General features: G+C 61.4%; 12 protein-coding genes. 9 read left to right on the top strand and 3 right to left on the bottom strand.

The features are described 5' to 3' along the window. Window positions 1–133: 133 nt before the first annotated feature. The 6 genes from V5B60_RS00600 to V5B60_RS00575 are packed head-to-tail and all read left to right on the top strand — an operon-like array spanning window position 134 to window position 10,490. Window positions 134–6,235 carry an ATP-binding protein gene (locus V5B60_RS00600; RefSeq protein ID WP_332345120.1) on the top strand — a complete coding sequence of 2,034 codons (6,102 nt, stop codon included), beginning with the start codon at window positions 134–136 and terminating at the stop codon, window positions 6,233–6,235. Continuing rightward, window positions 6,235–7,329, top strand: coding sequence for a hypothetical protein (locus V5B60_RS00595; RefSeq protein WP_332345119.1), 1,095 nt, complete (start codon window positions 6,235–6,237; stop codon window positions 7,327–7,329). The genes V5B60_RS00600 and V5B60_RS00595 overlap by 1 nt, the downstream gene beginning before the upstream one ends. A gap of 4 nt (window positions 7,330–7,333) precedes the next feature. Next, a complete protein-coding gene (locus V5B60_RS00590) occupies window positions 7,334–7,867 on the top strand; it encodes an HNH endonuclease (RefSeq protein ID WP_332345118.1) in 534 nt (177 codons plus the stop codon). A gap of 15 nt (window positions 7,868–7,882) precedes the next feature. Further along, the gene (locus V5B60_RS00585) at window positions 7,883–9,262 is read left to right on the top strand and encodes an AAA family ATPase (RefSeq protein ID WP_332345117.1); all 1,380 of its coding nucleotides are present in this window, start codon (window positions 7,883–7,885) and stop codon (window positions 9,260–9,262) included. Continuing rightward, complete coding sequence (locus V5B60_RS00580) at window positions 9,259–9,798, top strand: hypothetical protein (protein ID WP_332345116.1); 540 nt, start codon at window positions 9,259–9,261, stop codon at window positions 9,796–9,798. The genes V5B60_RS00585 and V5B60_RS00580 overlap by 4 nt, the downstream gene beginning before the upstream one ends. Further along, window positions 9,795–10,490 (top strand): RNA ligase family protein, encoded by a 696-nt coding sequence (locus V5B60_RS00575; protein WP_332345115.1) that lies wholly within the window; start codon window positions 9,795–9,797, stop codon window positions 10,488–10,490. The genes V5B60_RS00580 and V5B60_RS00575 overlap by 4 nt, the downstream gene beginning before the upstream one ends. Window positions 10,491–10,916: 426 nt before the next feature. On the opposite strand, the gene istB is transcribed toward V5B60_RS00575, so the two are convergent. Together istB and istA are read right to left on the bottom strand one after the other, a co-directional pair. Next, the gene (gene istB / locus V5B60_RS00570; protein ID WP_332345114.1) at window positions 10,917–11,705 is read right to left on the bottom strand and encodes an IS21-like element helper ATPase IstB; all 789 of its coding nucleotides are present in this window, start codon (window positions 11,703–11,705) and stop codon (window positions 10,917–10,919) included. Between the two features lie 173 nt (window positions 11,706–11,878). Next, window positions 11,879–13,405 (bottom strand): IS21 family transposase, encoded by a 1,527-nt coding sequence (gene istA / locus V5B60_RS00565; protein ID WP_434735353.1) that lies wholly within the window; start codon window positions 13,403–13,405, stop codon window positions 11,879–11,881. 240 nt (window positions 13,406–13,645) lie between these two features. On the opposite strand from istA, the gene V5B60_RS00560 reads away from it, so the two are divergent. The 3 genes from V5B60_RS00560 to V5B60_RS00550 all read left to right on the top strand — a co-directional run bounded on the left by V5B60_RS00560 (window position 13,646) and on the right by V5B60_RS00550 (window position 15,558). Continuing rightward, complete coding sequence (locus tag V5B60_RS00560) at window positions 13,646–14,692, top strand: IS4 family transposase (protein ID WP_332350362.1); 1,047 nt, start codon at window positions 13,646–13,648, stop codon at window positions 14,690–14,692. Window positions 14,693–14,866: 174 nt separating this feature from the next. Beyond that, window positions 14,867–15,121, top strand: a complete 255-nt coding sequence (locus V5B60_RS00555; RefSeq protein WP_332345112.1) for an AbrB/MazE/SpoVT family DNA-binding domain-containing protein — start codon at window positions 14,867–14,869, stop codon at window positions 15,119–15,121. Next, a complete protein-coding gene (locus V5B60_RS00550) occupies window positions 15,121–15,558 on the top strand; it encodes a type II toxin-antitoxin system VapC family toxin (RefSeq protein WP_332345111.1) in 438 nt (145 codons plus the stop codon). The genes V5B60_RS00555 and V5B60_RS00550 overlap by 1 nt, the downstream gene beginning before the upstream one ends. Before the next feature lie 162 nt (window positions 15,559–15,720). On the opposite strand, the gene V5B60_RS00545 is transcribed toward V5B60_RS00550, so the two are convergent. Continuing rightward, a complete protein-coding gene (locus tag V5B60_RS00545; protein WP_332345110.1) occupies window positions 15,721–16,554 on the bottom strand; it encodes a PEP-CTERM sorting domain-containing protein in 834 nt (277 codons plus the stop codon). Between the last annotated feature and the right edge of the window lie 188 nt (window positions 16,555–16,742).

Here is a 16,742-nt window from a genome sequence, read left to right as displayed (position 1 = left end):
AGGCGATCGGCTTCGCCCAGACGGGCGCCAGCTACGCCCTGACCACCGGTACCGGCTCACCGGATGCAGCGCATCCACCGTGAGCGCCTAGCTTCATCTAAACTGCAATGATCGCCTGGAAAACCATCACGCCATGAACGATATCAAGAAGAAATCAGTGCTGTTCGGCCTGCCAGATGACGTCCTGCAACCGGACGGCAAGAGCATCGTCCTGATCAAGCTGTTGCAGGCCAAGGGTCTGAACCGCGACGTCAAGCGCAAACTGAGCGAGCATTCCAAGGGAGCCGACTACTTTGCCGGAATGATTGCCGAGTCTCTAGGCGAGCGGGTCGCCCACCTTGCGGAAGCGGACAAGCAACTCGTCCGCCGCTGGTCGAATCCCATGCAGCGTATGGGTTCTTTCTGGGCTGCGCGCCGAGCAGGTCCAGCAGGGCGCGACCGGTTCACAGCGATGGACTATGCGCAGTCCGTGGACCTGGTTTTCCTCGAGGAATACGACAGCGACTGGACCGCCCTCACGTTCGACGAGGAGACGCTGCTCGACAGCTGCACGGATTGGCGGGATATCCGGTCTGGTATTGAAAGAGCTATGGGGTCGTCAAGCGCGAAGCTTTCGTTCAACGTCTTCATGCTCTGGCCGCAGATTGCCGAAGAACTAGAACGTTGGCCGGAACTTGACGATGTGCGACGGCGGGCGGTGAGTCATGCTGTCTTCGCGCTCTGCTCGGCGTCGGCGAACGAATGGTTCGCACGAAGGGCTATCGGACTGTGCCCGGATTTGAGCAGCGACTTCCAGTTAGTCGATCAGGCCGTTCAACCAGAGCAAGCCGAACAGGCGCCTGTCGCCGGGGAATTGAGCCCGGCTGGGTTTCAGGCGGATTGGGATGCGCTTATGGAAAGGCTCGATCAGATCCGCGACGAATTGCGTCGCTGTCCATCCATGCAGTCCGTCGCCGACTTGATGAGGATTGGCGAAGAGTTCGGGGTGCTGGCAGCGCACTTGCCTGTAGCGGAGGACACGCTACGCGAGGAGATCAAGGCCAAAGTGGACGCGCTGATCAAACTTTGCCACGAGTGGAGTGGCAAGCCGGAGTTTGCCTGGCTGGACGAGGCGGTGCTGCTGGCGCTCGAAAAACGCTGGGAGGATGCGCTCGGCGAGCCGGAGGCAAGCCTCGAAGAACTGTCAGTCGATGCGAATGCCGCTCTCGAGCGGACTTCTCTCGCCGGCGCGACCTTCGAGTCCGAGGCCGGCGGGCGCCAAACCTTGCAGGAAAGCCACGATGCTCTGGATCGACAAGTACGCGCGGCGAAATCGTCGCTCGAGCGCAAGCCGATCGAAAGGAAGCGCCGCGAGCGGGAGAGAGCGTTGCTGGACTTGGACGAGAAGCTCGAGTCACTGCAGGATGCCTTCTTGTCGGCCGCCAGCCCCTATTGCCGATCGTTTGAGACGCAGGAGCATGATCCTCGGCAGTTCGAGGGGGAAGAGTGTACTGGAGGGGTCGCTGTCGCTCCGGTTGAGCCCGCGCTTGCGGTGATGCCAGGAGAACCCGAGGAAGTGCCGCCGCCTTCGGTAACAGAGCCTATGCCAGAGGACGAACCTCAGATCCAACCACTACCGGCTCCGGGTATTGAACCGGTATCGGAGCCTACGCCTGACCCAGCGCCTGAGCCGAGCCCCAAGCCCTTGGCTGAGCACGTCATGCCAGCCCGGACTGAGGTCAGCCATGGCATCGTGGTTGCGGGTGGCGCCGCGCCAGAAAGCACTCGTGAGGAGATGTATTCCCCAGACGCTGGCGAGGCATGCCGTCCAATCTGGACCCTGCTGGGGCGAGGGAACCTGTCGATGGCATACCAGTACGCCAGGGCCCTGACGAAAGCGAACGGGGGCATCCGAACACCGCCACTCGAACTGTTGGAATCGCTGGCACTGGCACATTCTTTGGTTTTTCCTGACGGTCGCTTGCGTGAGTCGGTGGCAGCCAGGCTTCAGAACCTATCCGAGGCATGGTTTCACGAGGACGGTCCGCATTCGTGGCATACGGCGCTAAACCTGCTACTCGTGGCGGCGACGTTGCGGCCGATGGTGCTCTGTCCGGAAAGCGGCGCCTCGGCGATTGCCGGCTATCTGCATCTTGACAGTCAGGGGCGGTACAAGTCGCTCTATTTGCTCGTTCAGGCCCTCCGCGAGTCCAGTGAGCGCCTTCTTCGTTTCCGGATCGAACTGGCGTCGATTCGCTCGGCGCGTTCCCAAGCGGCGATCAGCAAGGACTTTTCGGGGCTCCAAGCCGAGGCGCGCGACTGGTTGCGAACGCAGGCGCCTGCGATGACGATCAAGTTCGCTCCAGCGACCAAGGTCTGGCATGCGTGGCTGAAGCCAGAGGGCGTGATGTCACGGTTAGTGTCGCCAGTGGCGGAGAACAAGCCGGCGGCAGTCGCCGAGGTCAAGGGACTGATCCGCTCGCTGTCAGACCAAGCTGAGTTGCGAAAGCTGATTCGCAAGACAGACCGGACGGAGAACGGGCGGGTGAAAGGCGAGGACATTCACTCCGGTGCCCTCGATCATCTCGGTCGATGTGCTCAGGAGGCTCTTGGATTCGCTCGGCGTTGGACCGCACTGGTCGAGGCCCAGAGCCCTTCGAGTGACCAGATGCGCAAGCTATTGTTGCAGGTTCGTGAGAAGTTGGACCAATCGATGCAGCCAATTGAGTCGGAACTCGTTGCGTCCGCCACTGACCAGTGGGGGCTTGTGGCGAGCGCACAGGCCGTGGTCTGGAGAGAGCTTCAGGCGCTTCACGGCCTCTTCGATCCGGAGTCGCCACTGCCTGCATCCGAGCCGCCGGCCGACCAAGTGATTGTGGGCGAACTCCTACTTGTGCCTGAGATTCGTGTAGGGGCCAACTGGTCAGTTGAAACCCCGGAAACGACGATTGTCTCTGCTATCCGAACGTGGACTGCAAATCCAGTTTCGCTCGGTCAGGCTTTCGAGCAACGGCTTCATGTGGGTGATGTGTTCGGGGCAAACTTGTTGTTGCAGGGCGCGGACGACGAGGATTCGGGAAGCGACACGGGGGACAGTCTTCGGCGTGCGCGCGATAGCTGGTGCGCGAAGCTCAAGGCTTCTCTCCTTGTGGCGCGTCGTGATATCGAGGTGGGCTCAGCCTACGGCTACGTTTCGGACGCCGAGCGCAGCTCCTGGGAGAGCGGTCTGGTTTTCCTGGAGGCACAAACTGCTGAACAAGGGCGTTTCGATGTGGCACTGAGCGCTATTTCTGATATTTCCGCGCAGATTCGCGGGAACCACGACAAAAAGGCTGGGGAAGTAGGCGCCGCGATTTCCGATCTGGCGGGATTTGGAAAGGATCCGGCCGACTTGGCCGAAGTTGAGAAAGCCCTCCGCGAGCGTGATATCGCAACCGCCAACGAGTTGTTGCAGCGCGTTCGCCGCGGTCTGCCGCCTTGGCCGGACGAGGCCGTTGAAGCTGACCCGTTCCATTCTTTCTTAGCCGGCATTGGCGAGTTGGAGGATTGGCTGAGCAGTCGGAGAAGCAAGGAGTCCATCGATACGACGATCAAGAAGGGCGAGTCGATACCGGGACTCGAACTAGGAAAGGTTGACGGGGCGCAACGGGATCAGGCGGCGAAGATGTTTACAGACTGGGCGCAGCTCAAGTCACGGCGGGAAGCTGAAGCGATTCGACTGCAATCGTTCTTCAGTGGCCTTGGATTTGTGCTCCCCAACCCGCCCTCCAGGGAGAGCAAGACTCCAAAAATGGAGGTTTGGAACATGAGCACGGGAACGGTTGAAGACCGTGGCGTTTGTCCGATCCCGCACTTCGGTTCCGGCGCCAAGGGAAACTATCGCGTCATCTGTCTGTGGGAGCGGCCAACCGAGGACGACATTGTCCAGATGGTCGGCGATTCGAGTCTGCATCGGGCAACAATCGTTCTCTATTTCGGTCGCATGTCAGAGCGCAAGTGGCGTGATATCAGCCGGAAGACGAAGCTTGCACACAAGAGCTTTGTCCTTATGGACGAAGTCATGCTTCTGTTTCTGGCGGGACAGGGAGGGTCTCGGCTGGCGGCATTTTTCTCGACCAGCCTCCCATTTGGCTACTCCGATCCGTACGACGCGACTGCCGGCTTGGTGCCACCAGAAATGTTCTTTGGTCGGACGTCAGAGCTCAACGCCATTCTCGGAATGAATGGCCGCTGCTTCATCTATGGGGGGCGCCAGTTGGGCAAGACCGCCCTGATGCGGCGTGCCGAGCAGGCGTTTCACGCGCCCCCGAACGGGCGGTATTCTATCTGGATCGATTTGCGCGCTGAGGGCATCGGCGTAAATCGTGCGGCATTCGAGATCTGGCTACCGCTGGCTGCCAGCCTCAGAGGTGTCGGTGCTCTGGGTTCGCCGGTTTCTTCTGCCTCTCTGGCAAAGAAAGGCGGGGTGGATACGTTGGTCGACGAGGTGCGTACATTCCTCGTAAAAAATGTGGAGCGGCGCATTCTCCTGCTTCTTGACGAAGCCGACCGATTCTTCGAGCAGGACGGAAGACATGACTTTGCCGAGACCCGCCGCCTTAAACAGTTGATGGATGTTACCCAGCGGCGTTTCAAGGTTGTCTTTGCCGGATTGCACAATGTCTTCCGGATGACGGAACGTGCAAATCATCCCATGGCGCATTTCGGCGAGCCGATCAAGATCGGCCCCTTCATCGATGAGCATGAGATCAGAGAGGCTCAAGAACTCGTGCGCAAGCCCTTGTTGGCTGCCGGCTTCGAATTCGATGCCCCAAGCCTCGTGATACGCATCCTGGCCCAGACGAATTACTACCCGAGCCTCATCCAGCTTTATTGCCATCACCTGTTGCGCCACATGCTGACCAAGGTTGGTAGCGCTCAGCGGCCGCACGGACCGCGGTATCGCATTACCAACCAGGACATCGAAGCGGTCTATTCCAGCGGAGACCTTCGGGATGAGATACGCAACAAATTCCGGTTGACGCTGCAACTTGATCTCCGCTACGAGGTAGTCGCCTATGCGATGGCACTGGAGGCGCTTTCCGGCCGCTACACACACAACGAGGGGATGGACTGGCGGAGCATCTGGCAGAACGGTGCCATGCAATGGTGGCCCGAAGGGTTTCACGATACCAGCGAGTTGGATTTTCGAGTCCTGCTCGACGAGATGGTGGCACTGGGGGTGCTTTCTCGCACACCGGAGGGCCGCTATAGCCTGCGCAATCCGAACATCTTCTTGTTGCTCGGTAACCAGGAAGAAATCGAGACGGTGCTGGTCAAGTCGCGGCAGCCGACTGGTGAGTTCGATTCTGCAGCCTTCAGGGCACATTTCCGAGACAAGCCGGACAGCCCGCAAAGGAATCCTCTTACCTATCAGCAGTTGAGCGAGCTACTGCGGCACGAAAACTCCGTCCTGGCGCTAGCCGGATCACTTGCTGGCGGATCTGCCGGTCTCATTCCGGCACTAAAAGACTATCTCGATCTGACAGGTAGCGGTGTACTTGTGGAGATTGATGGCTGCGGTGATCACCTTTCATTTGCCAATACCCTGAAGAGGATCACCAGGAATAAGCAAAATGAAGGACTGACAGTCATTGTTGTCCCGAACACCGTGCCTTGGAGTGGTATCTGGGTCAGAGACGCCAAGCGTGTTCTCGACGGCTTGCATATGGCGAACCGCTTCGTTTCCTTGGTATTCGTGGCGGATCCCGAGATGATGTGGGGTGCATTGGCCGACGAGGCTCTGCAAGAACTCGAAATCCCATGGATGTCAATGTTGCCTTGGCGGGAGAGCTTCGTTCGGCAGTGGCTTGAGGACTTGAAACTGCCGAATGCAACGGGCGCGCTCGGCGCAGCGACTGGGTTCTGGCCAACGCTCCTTTATTCGCTGATTGAGGAAGGTATTACTGCCCGTGAACTTGATCGCCGCATAGAGGCAATTGAACAGAGTTGGAAAGATCCTGAAGAGGTGCGAAAGCGTCTCGCGGATTTCGGACTCAATGTTCGCTTGCCGCAACAGATACTCACTACTCTCGCGAACTGGGGTGAGCAGCCAGCCGAGGCGAGCGAACTCGCCGAAATGTCTGAGTGTGGGCTGGATCAAGTTGAGCGGGCGTTGCGGTGGGCTGAACGGATCGGGCTCGCAAAACGGGAGGGCGGTGATTTCTGGGTGCTCGACCCCGTGGTGCGACGGACTCTGCTGGCAGTGAAGATTTGATGAGTTGGTGGAAGCTGCCGGGTCCCAGCAATTTCATTGCCAGGAACGTGGAGGCCTTGCGGGCCGGATACAACCTCGTTTTGCCGACACCGGTGCGTGGTGTCGCGGAATTGGCTGAGACTCTGCGGCGGAACTTGTTGGATGAGGGTTGGCGAGTTGCCGGGCCCTTTGATGACGAGGACCAGAACCCGATTGATCAGCTCTACGCTTGGCTAGACGTCGGGGACAACGATGTTAAACGGCGATCGATCGGGAAGTTGAGGGACAGTCTTGATCCGGGACAAGTCGTCATCGTGCAAGGTATCGATGGCGATCACTGGCGGTCCTGGGAGCATTTCATGACTGAGTACGAGGCGGCTAGTCGTGTCGTCTCAAAATTTGACAGGCCGCTGGTGGTTGCCGTCGTGACGGGGGTTCCACTCTCCAACTTTCCCGAACGCGCTCCTGCATTGCTGACAACCCCCTGGCAAGACGTAGTGGGTGAACTCGACGTTCTCCTGTTTGTGCGGGAGGCAATGCGCGTCAAGCACCTCGAAGGGGGGAAAGAGAAACTGCTTTCGCGAATCGTCACCAAGCTCGCACTTTGGGATTTTGAGCTGGCCGAATACCTGGCCGGCATCAATGAGCGCGAGCTCTTCGATCCTGTCGCCGCGTTGCGTGGTGCGGCCGATGCTTTGGGACGACCGGATGAGTTTGCGGCAACTTGGGAAGCGGGCGGTAAGATCAAGTTCGACGGAATGGAACTTGAACATTCAATGCTTCTGCTGCGTCATCCCGTCGAGCACGGGAAATTGGTGGAACGTTTGTGGCAAGCTCAGGCAGGCGAACTCCTGCCACTTCTTGAATTGAGTCGTCGTTATTGGGTGCAGCGGATGCGCCCGGTGGTCAGACTGCCGATTCGCGTGAATGAAACGAAGGTTAACGATCTCAACGAACTGGAAATTGGCCAGCTGGCATACGTTGCACGATCTCAGACGCTGAACCACGCAATTCAGCAGGCGACCGAGAAACTTCGACGGTATCGGAACAAGTTGGCACACATCGAGGTACTCGAGTATTCGGAGGCGTTCGATCCGGATTTGCGTGGCCGCTGATCCCATGGTTGAGCGCGCTGGGCGTGTCGCGCAGGACATCCTCCGCCGGTCGCTGATCGACTACTGGCAGGAGGGGCGCTGCGCCGTCTCCGGGCTCGACGCTCTGCCGCTGCTGCGCGCCCCGCACATCAAGCCCAGAGCGCAGTGCGAGAGCGACGCCGAGCCCCTCGACGTGTTCAATGGCCTGTTACTGGCGCCGCATGTGGACGCGCTGTTCGATGGCGGCTGGATCAGTTTCGACGACGATGGCGGTGTGCTGGTGAGCCCTGAACTGTTGGGCGAGCAGCGGGTGCTGCTTGGGGTGCAGCCGGGCCTGGCGGCTTGCGGAGTTGGCCGCGCCACGCATCGGCTACCTGGTCTGGCATCGGCAGTTCTTCCGTCGATGAACGAAGCTTCTGCCCGCAGTCATGGTTCTTGTGGTCGACAAGCACCGAAGCCCTTGTGCGTCCTCGACAGGAATGCAACCCGCGAACTCGGCGAGTATCGCACCCGCCGCCCGGTGCGGGCGGTGGGGGATGCGCTGCATAATGCCCGCTGAACGAAAGGAGCCCTCATGCTGACCCGGATGCAGATGCAGAACTTCAAGGCGTGGAAGGACACCAAGAGCGTTGAGCTCGCGCCCTTGACCGTGATTTTCGGCACCAACAGTTCCGGCAAGTCCAGCCTTGGCCACCTTCTGCTGGCCCTGAAGCAGACGGTACAGTTGGCCGACCGAAAGCGCGCATTGCACTTGGGAGACGAGAAGTCCCTGATTGACCTCGGCACCTTCGCTGATTGCGTCCATGGGCACGATCTGGCCCAGAAGATCATGTTTTCCCTCCGCTGGCGGCTGCCGCAGGTATTGACCGTCAGGAACCCGTTGAATTCCTTGGAAGTGTTCAAGGGCAGCGAGCTCGAGTTGTCGTCAACGCTGCGCGCGGACAAGAACGGCCAGCCGGAGACCGAGTGGTTTACCTATCGGCTGTTGCAGGGCGACGCCGAGTCACTGGCGGTGACGCATCGGCGTGGCGACAGGATGTCACTCGACTGCGAACCGTTGAACTTGGTGAAGGCAATAGGCCGCAAGTGGCCGCTGGAGCAGCCGGAGAAGTTTTACCGCTTTGCCGATCGCACGCTCCTTCGCTATCAGAACGCCGACTTCCTGGCCGGCTTTGCGCTGCAGGCGGAAGAAATGCTGGAGCGGATGTACTACCTCGGCCCGCTGCGGCAGCCAGCCCGGCGTGTCTACCAGTGGTCGGGCGAAACCCCGCCGCATGTCGGAGCGCTTGGTGAGCATACGATTGCCGCACTGCTGGCGGCGACCGGGCAGGGGCGCAAACTGAACCGCGGCCCAAAGCAGAAGCTGCAGCCCTTTGACGTGTTCATCGCTGGCTGGTTGCGCGACTTGGGGGTCATCGACAGCTTCGAGGTCCACCCGGTCGCCGAGGGGCGCAAGGAATACGAGGTTCTGGTGCGGACCCATGCCGAGTCGCCAGTGGTCAAGCTGACGGACGTCGGGGTGGGCGTCTCGCAGGTGCTGCCGGCACTGGTACAGGCTTTCCATTCACCGTCCAATTCGGTGGTCTGGATGGAGCAACCGGAAATCCATCTGCATCCTTCGGCCCAGGCCAACCTGGCGGATGCCTTCATCAGCGCGGTGCAGTCCAACGAGAGCGGCAGCGCCCGCGGTACCCAGTTGATCATCGAGACGCACTCCGAGCATTTCCTCACGCGTCTGCAGCGCCGGGTGGCGGAGCGCAGGATCGCGCCGACCGACGTCGCGGTGTATTTCGTTAGGCGAGAGGGTGCGAACGCGGAACTGGAGGCCCTACGTCTCAATCTTTTCGGTGAGATCGAAAACTGGCCAGTGAACTTCTTTGGCGACGAGATGGGCGACATCGCGGCGCGCACTCTTGAGGCGATCAGCCGCCAGGCTGCGGGGGAGAGGGCATGACGCCGGTGGTCATCGATACCAACGTGTTGCTGGTAGCCAACGGAAGCCATCAGGAGGTCACAGACGAATGCCGCGCGGCTTGCGTCAGGGCGCTCCTTGCCAGAAAGGCGTCGGGCAGGGTGGTGATCGACGATGGTTACCGCATTCTCGGCGAGTACCGAAACAGGACGTGTCCGAATGAGCCAAAGGGCGTGGGTGACGTCTTCCTCAAGTGGCTGCTGCAGAATCAGTCCAATGCCAGCCGCGTGTGCCGTGTGCACATCACGGAGACCGGGCCGGACCGTTTCGTAGAGTTTCCCGATCCGTTGCTGGAGGAGCGTTTCGACCCGCCCGACAGGAAATTTGCGGCCGTGGCGAACGCGCATCCGGACAAGCCGCCGATCTGGCAGGCAGCCGACAGCAAGTGGCTGGACTGGTGGCCGCAACTGGCAGCCCAAGGTGTTGGGGTCCATTTTCTCTGTCCGGCGGACGTGGAGCGGTTCTACGCGAAGAAGTTCCCGGAACGTGATCTGCCGGCTTTGCCACCCAGGCCATGAGCGCCTTTTTCCGCTTTCCGCACACGCCGCACCTGGCTTGGATGGGAGGCGGCATCCCGCGCGACGACAAGGTGCTGTCTGTCGTCGAGGCTGATGCTCTGCTCGCAGAGCAGGTGGTGGTGGAAGAAAAGCTCGATGGCGCCAATCTCGGATTCTCGGTTACTCCGGATGGCGCCCTCCGCGCCCAGAACCGTGGGCATTACCTCAGTGCACCCCATGCCGGGCAGTTCGCGCGTCTGGGTCAGTGGCTGACGCCGCGCGAGGAGGCTTTGTTTGATGCGCTTGGCGAACATCTTGTCGCCTTCGGGGAATGGTGCGCGGCGCGTCACTCACTGGCCTACACGGCCCTGCCCGACTGGTGGTTGCTCTTCGATGTTTATGACCGGCGAGCCGGTCGCTTCTGGAGCACGGAGCGGCGTGACCGCTGGGCCGGGAGCCTGGGTCTGGTCACCGTTCCCACATTGATGCGGGGCCAGCACAGCTTGCAGGAGTTGCGGCAGTTGGCGATCGATCGCCGGAGTGTATTTCGCGACGGACCGCTCGAGGGGGTCGTCATCCGGCGCGAGGACGATTCCTGGCTGCAGTCGAGGGCGAAGCTGGTGCGGGCCGATTTCACGCAGCAGATTGCTGGGCACTGGCGGCACCGGGCACTGCAATGGAACCGGTTGGATCATGGCGCGAAGCGTGGCTGACGGGGAGGATCAACTGCCTTGGCATCGGCGCCAACGCCAGCTGCCAATCCTCACAAGTTAGCATATCAGCATATTGCGCGGCAGGCCTTGTGTCGGCTGCGCTCCTGCGGCAAAATAGAGCTGTAACCAATTGTTTATAAAGGAGAATCGCATGACGGCCTGAATATGCCAACATACTTGGTAAGCTCTCCAAGTATCTGTTTTCTCAAGAGTTGCTCCAAGTGGCTCGCCTCGACCCCAAACACTTCACCCGCTGCCGTACCCTCACCCTGCCAACCGTCCTCAGTTTTCTGCTCTCCAGCGTCCACGCCGCCGTCCAGTCGGAACTCGATCAGTTCTTCGCTGTCATTGATCGCCGTTATGGAGCCACCGATGATCGGCGTAATGGAGCCAGTTTGAAGAGTTAAAAACGGGCTAACTCGGGGCTTAAAGGGTGGCGGATTTTACCTGTTTTTGCGGTGCTGATTTTGGTGCCGTTGGCGCCAATTTTGGTGAGCGGTACGACTCACCATCGAGGGTCAGGCAATAGGCGTTATGGCGCAGGCGATCGAGGGTCGCGGAGGCGAGCAGGCGGTTGGCGGGAAAGGCCTGATCCCACTCGGAGAAATCAAGATTGCTGGTGACGATGGTCGCCGCGCGCTCGTAGCGTTCTGCGATGAGGTCATGGAAATCCTCGTCGGCGGAGGCGCGGAGCGGTTTGAGTCCAAAGTCGTCGACGATCAAAAGTGGAACCCGTGAGAGCGTGGCGATCTTGCGCTCGACGGTGCCGACGGCGCGAGCCGTCGTCAGGGTGGCACACAGCTGAGCCTGGGTAGTGAACAGGACGTCAACGCCCTGACGCACGGCGCAATGGCCGAGCGCTTGCGCCAGATGGCTCTTGCCCGTGCCGCACGGTCCGACGATGAGGACGGGCGCCTTCTCCTGCAGATAGCGCCCGGTGGCCAGATCATGGATCAAGGCCTGGTTCAGATTCGGCAAGCGCGCGAAATCGAAACCTTCGAGCGACTTCCCGGAGCGGAACGCGGCGCGGCGCAGCCGCAAGGCGAATTTCGTCTGGTCGCGACGCGCGACCTCATCGTGGATCAAGAGGGACAGGAATTCGGTATAAGCCAATTTCGATTCAATGGCTTGGCGATTTCTCGCCTCGAGCGAACCGAGGATGCCGGAGAGGCGCAACTGCTTGAGATGGGGAGCAAGTTCAGGGATGGGATTCACGATCAGTCCTTCAGGTTGACATAGGCCGGAGGGCCTGGAATTCCCGCGGCCGGGGGTCAAGGTCGGGCAACGCCCGGCGCAGCGAAACCTTGACGCCCGGACGCGGGAGATACGCTTCGCCGTGGCTGAAGACGGCAGAGTGCCGGATTCAGCCATGGAGAACAGCGCGGCGCTCACTGCACCGTGGTCGATGCCGCAAACAAACTGGCGGCATTGCGGGCAAAGCGCCCCGAATGCGGAGTGGGCTCGGGCGCGGTTGCCGCCCAGGTGTCGGCCCGCAAGTCATGACCGCCGGCCAGAATCGTCTTCACCGTGCGGTAGAAGGGCGACTCATGCGCCAGGGCCCGGGCGCACGCGGCGTCCAGGCGGGTGGCGGGGTAGGATTTCTGCAAATGCAGCACGCCTTGTGCCGCACGCAGTCGTTCAACGATGCGGTCGGCGAGCAGACGCTCGATCAACGCGGCGCAGGCCGGCCCAACCCGTACTGCCTGCTCCACGCACCACGCTCGGTCATGGGCAAAGAAGGCTCGGGCGTCGGGCGGCAGATGATCCTTGACGGTCCGCCGCTCACCGGCCTTGAACGCTCGGGCATGCGCGGCGACGGGCTTGAACTCATGATAAATCGTCACCATGCCGTCGCTGGCCTTGAACCAGAGACGCTTGCCGACCAAGGTGAACGAGACGGAATAGTAGGCGCGCTCGAACTGGATATGGCAGTCGGGGTGAACGGTCGCCTGCGACCAGACGCCGAGGTCCGGCGCCACGCCGGGAAGCGGCAGAAGGACCGCACGCTCAAGCGCGAAGAGATCGGTCGGCGCCTCGCCGGTGGTGCCATGCCGGCGGGTGCCGGCTTCGTCCATGACCCAGGCTTTGGCTTGGCGATTGAGATCGGCCAGATCGAGGAAGGTCTTGAGCGGCAGAAAGTTGCCCTTGAGGTATTTCACCCCCGACTCGACGATGCCTTTTTTTTGCGGATCATGTGGCGGGCAGGCATCGATCTTGAAGCCGTAGCCCTCGGCGCAATCGGCATACGAGCGTTGAACCTGCGGGTCATGGATGCACGCCTTGATGATCGCGCACTTGGCGTTGTCGATGATGAGTCGTGCCGGAACGGCGGCGAACCATTCGAAGGCGCGACGATGACAGCCGAGCCAGGTCGCCACCGTCTGGTCCCAGACAAACTCGACGTACTGGTGCCGCGAGAAGCAAAGCGTCATGACGAAGGCCCAGGTGCGGCGTGGCCCACCGGCCGGGTGCTCCAGGAACGGGCCGGCACCGAAATCGACCTGGGCCGCTTCGCCGGGGGCGAAGCTCAGGCGGACGGTGGTCTGTGGCGGGATCGCCCGTTTCAACGTGCCGAGCATCCGGCGTACCGCCGAGTAGCTGCCGGTATAGTCGTGTTCGCGCTTGAGCACCGTGTGAATGACGACGCCGGAAACGCCTTGACCCAGCCAAGCCGCGATGCGTTCTCGATGCGCTTCGAGACTGGAAACGGTGGTGGCCGCGCGCCTGGCGGGCGCCAGCCCTTCGGCAATCGTCGCATCGTCGGGGGCGGCCAAGTCGCCGGCGAGCCAACCGCGTGCGCTGGCCAGGGTTCGTAGACTGGCTGCTGTCCGCCGCCCCATGAGGCCACTTCGGGAAATGTCGCGATCAGAGTCGCCTTGCCGCATACGCAGCAGGGCTTGTCGATAGTGGTGCATTTCGATCTTCCTTTTACTCATCACTTCCCTCGGAAAAAAGTCGCCGAGGGTAGCGTTGAATCGGTGAAATCCGAAATGCCCGTTGCTTACTTCTTCAGGGCCCGTGGCCCCAATACGCCGATCATCGTGTGGATCCCATATGCCGATCATGGCCTGGCTCCATTACGCCGATCATGCGCTGGACCCTATACGCCGATCCTCAAGTGGCTCCAATGTGCCGATCGCTGACACTTCGCCAACCTGCGCAATCGCGCCGACTCGGTCCGTGAGGTCACCGCTCAAGCCTTCTACCAGGCACGTTACAAGATCAACGCGCTGGTGTTCGGCGAGGTCAATCAGCACCTGATGGGACTGGTGGAGGAACACTTGCCGATCCCGCGCTGGAGAGGCTTTCGGGTGGTCGCTGTGGATGGCAGCGCGGTTCGCCTGACGATGATGAAGGACAACGTCCGGTCGATCGTCACAGGCATGGCTTTCGGCCTCTACCTGCCGGGGATCGAGCTGTTCCTGAACTTCCGCCTGCATGAGCCTTTGTCCGATGAGCGTCAGATGTTCTTCGAGGCGATCGATTGTCTGCGCTCCGACGATGTGCTCGTGATGGACCGCGGCTTTCCATGTCGTTGGCTGGTGTCGGCGCTGACGGCACGTCGCATCCCCTTCTGCATCCGCTGCGATTTGTCTCAAGGATTCAAAGTGGTACGCGAGTTCCTGCAGTCCGGTCGAAGCGAGCAGGTCGTCGTCTTGCGCGCGCCCAATGCCCGTGATGCCGAGGACTATGAATGCCCGGCCACGCCGACCACGGTTCGCTTGGTGCGGGTGACGACACCGAACGGACGGGTGCATGTGGTGATGACCTCGCTCCTCGATCCAGTGACCTTTCCCGCCGCCGCGTTTGCCGAGCTGTACCACGGCCGCTGGCGAATCGAAGAGGCGTTCAAACGGATCAAGCACCGGCTGCAACTGGAACATACCTCCGGCTTGTCCTGGCATGCGGCGCGCCAGGATTTCGGCGCCAAGGCGGTCTTCGACAACCTCAACGCACTGGCCGCCTATGTCGCGACCCACACCCTTCTCGACCCCGGTTCGTCCTACAAGATCAACCGCACCTTGGAAATCGACAAGATCAAGCGACAGATCGGTCGTTGGCTCCTGGCTGCAACCGCCACCACTCGCCGCCTCAAGCCCATCCTCGAGGAAATCGCCCTGAACCTCCAGAAGTTCGTCCCCAATCGCTCCCAACCGCGAAAACCGCAGCCGAAACCGCACCTGTCGCACGCCTATAAGTGATTATGCCTATATGCTAACTTGTGAGGATTGCGCCAGCTGCGCCTGGGTTGCCGGCGCCGGGACTGACTTCGGCAGCGCGGCAAACTTCGCAGCGTTCCAAGCCGCGCTCGAAGTTCAGGATCGGCCCGGCATGATATTGTAGATACGCGGCTATACATCGTGGAGGACCGGCGCATGAAGGTACATCTGGCCAAGTGGGGCAATAGCCTAGCGGTACGCATTCCTGGCGAGTGCGCCCGTCAGGCGCATCTCAAGGCCGGCGATGCTCTGGAAATCGAAGTCACGACGACGGGCGATCTGTGCCTGCGCCCCTTGCCGGTGGAGCTGTTTGACAAGACGGCATTCGTGAAACAGGTGCAGGCACTGCGCGCCCATCTGCCGATGGGCGAACAGGTTGTCGAGGCCATGCTGGAATCCGATCGCTTCTGATGATCTACGCTGACGCCAGCGTCTGGGTGGCCTTGTTGACACCGGAGACAGGAACGGCCCGGGTGGAACGGTGGTTCGAAAATCTCTCCGAGACCCCGGTCAGTGCTGACTGGACATTGACCGAGTTCCACAGCGCCATTGCCCTCAAGACCCGAAGCGGCCAACTGCTCCGCCGGCAGGCCAGTGACGTGCTGGTTTTGTTCGAACGACCCGGTGCCGGCGGCCTGACGCTGGTACCCGTCTCGCGTGTTGCCTACCGCTCAGCGGCGGTACTGGTGGATGATTTCGAGCAGGGGCTTCGCGGCGCAGACGCCCTGCATATTGCCGTCGCGCAGGATCTGGGCGTTCGGCGATTTGCTACCCTGGATCGCAGGCAGGGCGTCAACGCACAGCGCCTCGGGCCGGCTCTGGAACTCGGCCTGGCGCAAGGCTCATGACCAGTCGACAGGAAACGGCCGGCAGCGCTTCGTCAACGACGACCGGGGACATGCCGCACGTAGGCGTGCGGCGGCGGGAGCGCCGGGCGTTCTGCCCGTTCCGTGGCGGCGATCAGTTGAGCACGCTCACGCAACGGGCACGTGGCTCGCCGCTACGGCGCGTCAGGTATCCTGCCGCCGGCGGCGCAGCCCGCCCAGGCCAGCCAGCAGGCCGAGGCCGGCGAGCGCCAGACTGGATGGCTCCGGCACGGACCGGCTGGGTTCGGCATAGAGAAAGTCGTCCATCACGACGACATCGTCGTTGGGGTTGCCGAGCACACCGTTCGCGACAATGGTATTGAGTCCGGAAGTCAGTCGGACGCGGCTGATCCGCTCCCCCGCACCGGCAACCGCGCCGAGGAAGCTCAACCCCTGGTTGCCGCCGACGAGGACGTCGCGTGCGAAGATCGACGACCCGCTCTCGTCGAAGAACTCCATCGTCGTCAGGCCAGCGACCTCGACATCGGTGAAGATGGCAGCGAAAGCGCTCGTCGTGGCAGCCGTCGTCGTCCCGGGGACAAAGAAGCTGACGTCCGTGATGTTGCTGCCGACGGCGGTGAACAGTCGTTGCGCGCTGAAGGTCTGGAAGTCGTTCGGGAAGCCGAACAGGATCGGTGCGGCCTGGCCGGCGTTGGCACTGACCAGGAAACCGGTTCCGGGCGTGCTGAACACCGCTCCGCGCGGCGAGTTGAGGTTGAAGAAGTCGGCCGGCAGGGGGTTGGCGTCGGCGCGGTTGTCGGGCACGCCATCCCAGTTGATTTCGCGGCGAAGGCCGCCGAAGGAACCATTGGCGCCGGCAGTGGTGCCGCCGCCGACGGCCGCGCGAAAGGCATCGCGCGTGGGGGTGATGGCTGCGGCATTGGTGCCGGCGGCCTCGAAGACGATCAGGGCGGCGCTCGCCGCAGGGGCCAGCAGCATGGCGGCAAGAGCGCCTGCGGACTTGCAGATCAGGTTCATGACTGTATTCCTTTCGCTGATGACGCGGTGGTGAGACGGCAGATGGTTCGCACAGGATGCGAACGAGTGCGATAAGCAAGAACTGGTCCCGGAACAGAAATACGCACTGCAACAGCGTGTTGGGATGAACTCGGGGTCGCCCGTGGCGGTGGGTGTAAAGAAAACCGACAGCGCGGTGCGGGAGCGGG

The organism is Accumulibacter sp. (assembly GCF_036625195.1).
Taxonomy (GTDB): Bacteria; Pseudomonadota; Gammaproteobacteria; order Burkholderiales; family Rhodocyclaceae; genus Accumulibacter.
This window is presented reverse-complemented; position numbering and strand designations above follow the sequence as displayed.

What these genes read in the sequence shown, in the direction of transcription:
- V5B60_RS00600 (WP_332345120.1), top strand. Translation starts at nt 134, where the DNA reads ATGAACGATATCAAGAAGAAATCAGTGCTGTTCGGCCTGCCAGATGAC.
- V5B60_RS00595 (WP_332345119.1), top strand. Translation starts at nt 6,235, where the DNA reads ATGAGTTGGTGGAAGCTGCCGGGTCCCAGCAATTTCATTGCCAGGAAC.
- V5B60_RS00590 (WP_332345118.1), top strand. Translation starts at nt 7,334, where the DNA reads ATGGTTGAGCGCGCTGGGCGTGTCGCGCAGGACATCCTCCGCCGGTCG.
- V5B60_RS00585 (WP_332345117.1), top strand. Translation starts at nt 7,883, where the DNA reads ATGCTGACCCGGATGCAGATGCAGAACTTCAAGGCGTGGAAGGACACC.
- V5B60_RS00580 (WP_332345116.1), top strand. Translation starts at nt 9,259, where the DNA reads ATGACGCCGGTGGTCATCGATACCAACGTGTTGCTGGTAGCCAACGGA.
- V5B60_RS00575 (WP_332345115.1), top strand. Translation starts at nt 9,795, where the DNA reads ATGAGCGCCTTTTTCCGCTTTCCGCACACGCCGCACCTGGCTTGGATG.
- istA (WP_434735353.1), bottom strand. Translation starts at nt 13,405, where the DNA reads ATGCACCACTATCGACAAGCCCTGCTGCGTATGCGGCAAGGCGACTCT.
- V5B60_RS00555 (WP_332345112.1), top strand. Translation starts at nt 14,867, where the DNA reads ATGAAGGTACATCTGGCCAAGTGGGGCAATAGCCTAGCGGTACGCATT.
- V5B60_RS00550 (WP_332345111.1), top strand. Translation starts at nt 15,121, where the DNA reads ATGATCTACGCTGACGCCAGCGTCTGGGTGGCCTTGTTGACACCGGAG.
- V5B60_RS00545 (WP_332345110.1), bottom strand. Translation starts at nt 16,554, where the DNA reads ATGAACCTGATCTGCAAGTCCGCAGGCGCTCTTGCCGCCATGCTGCTG.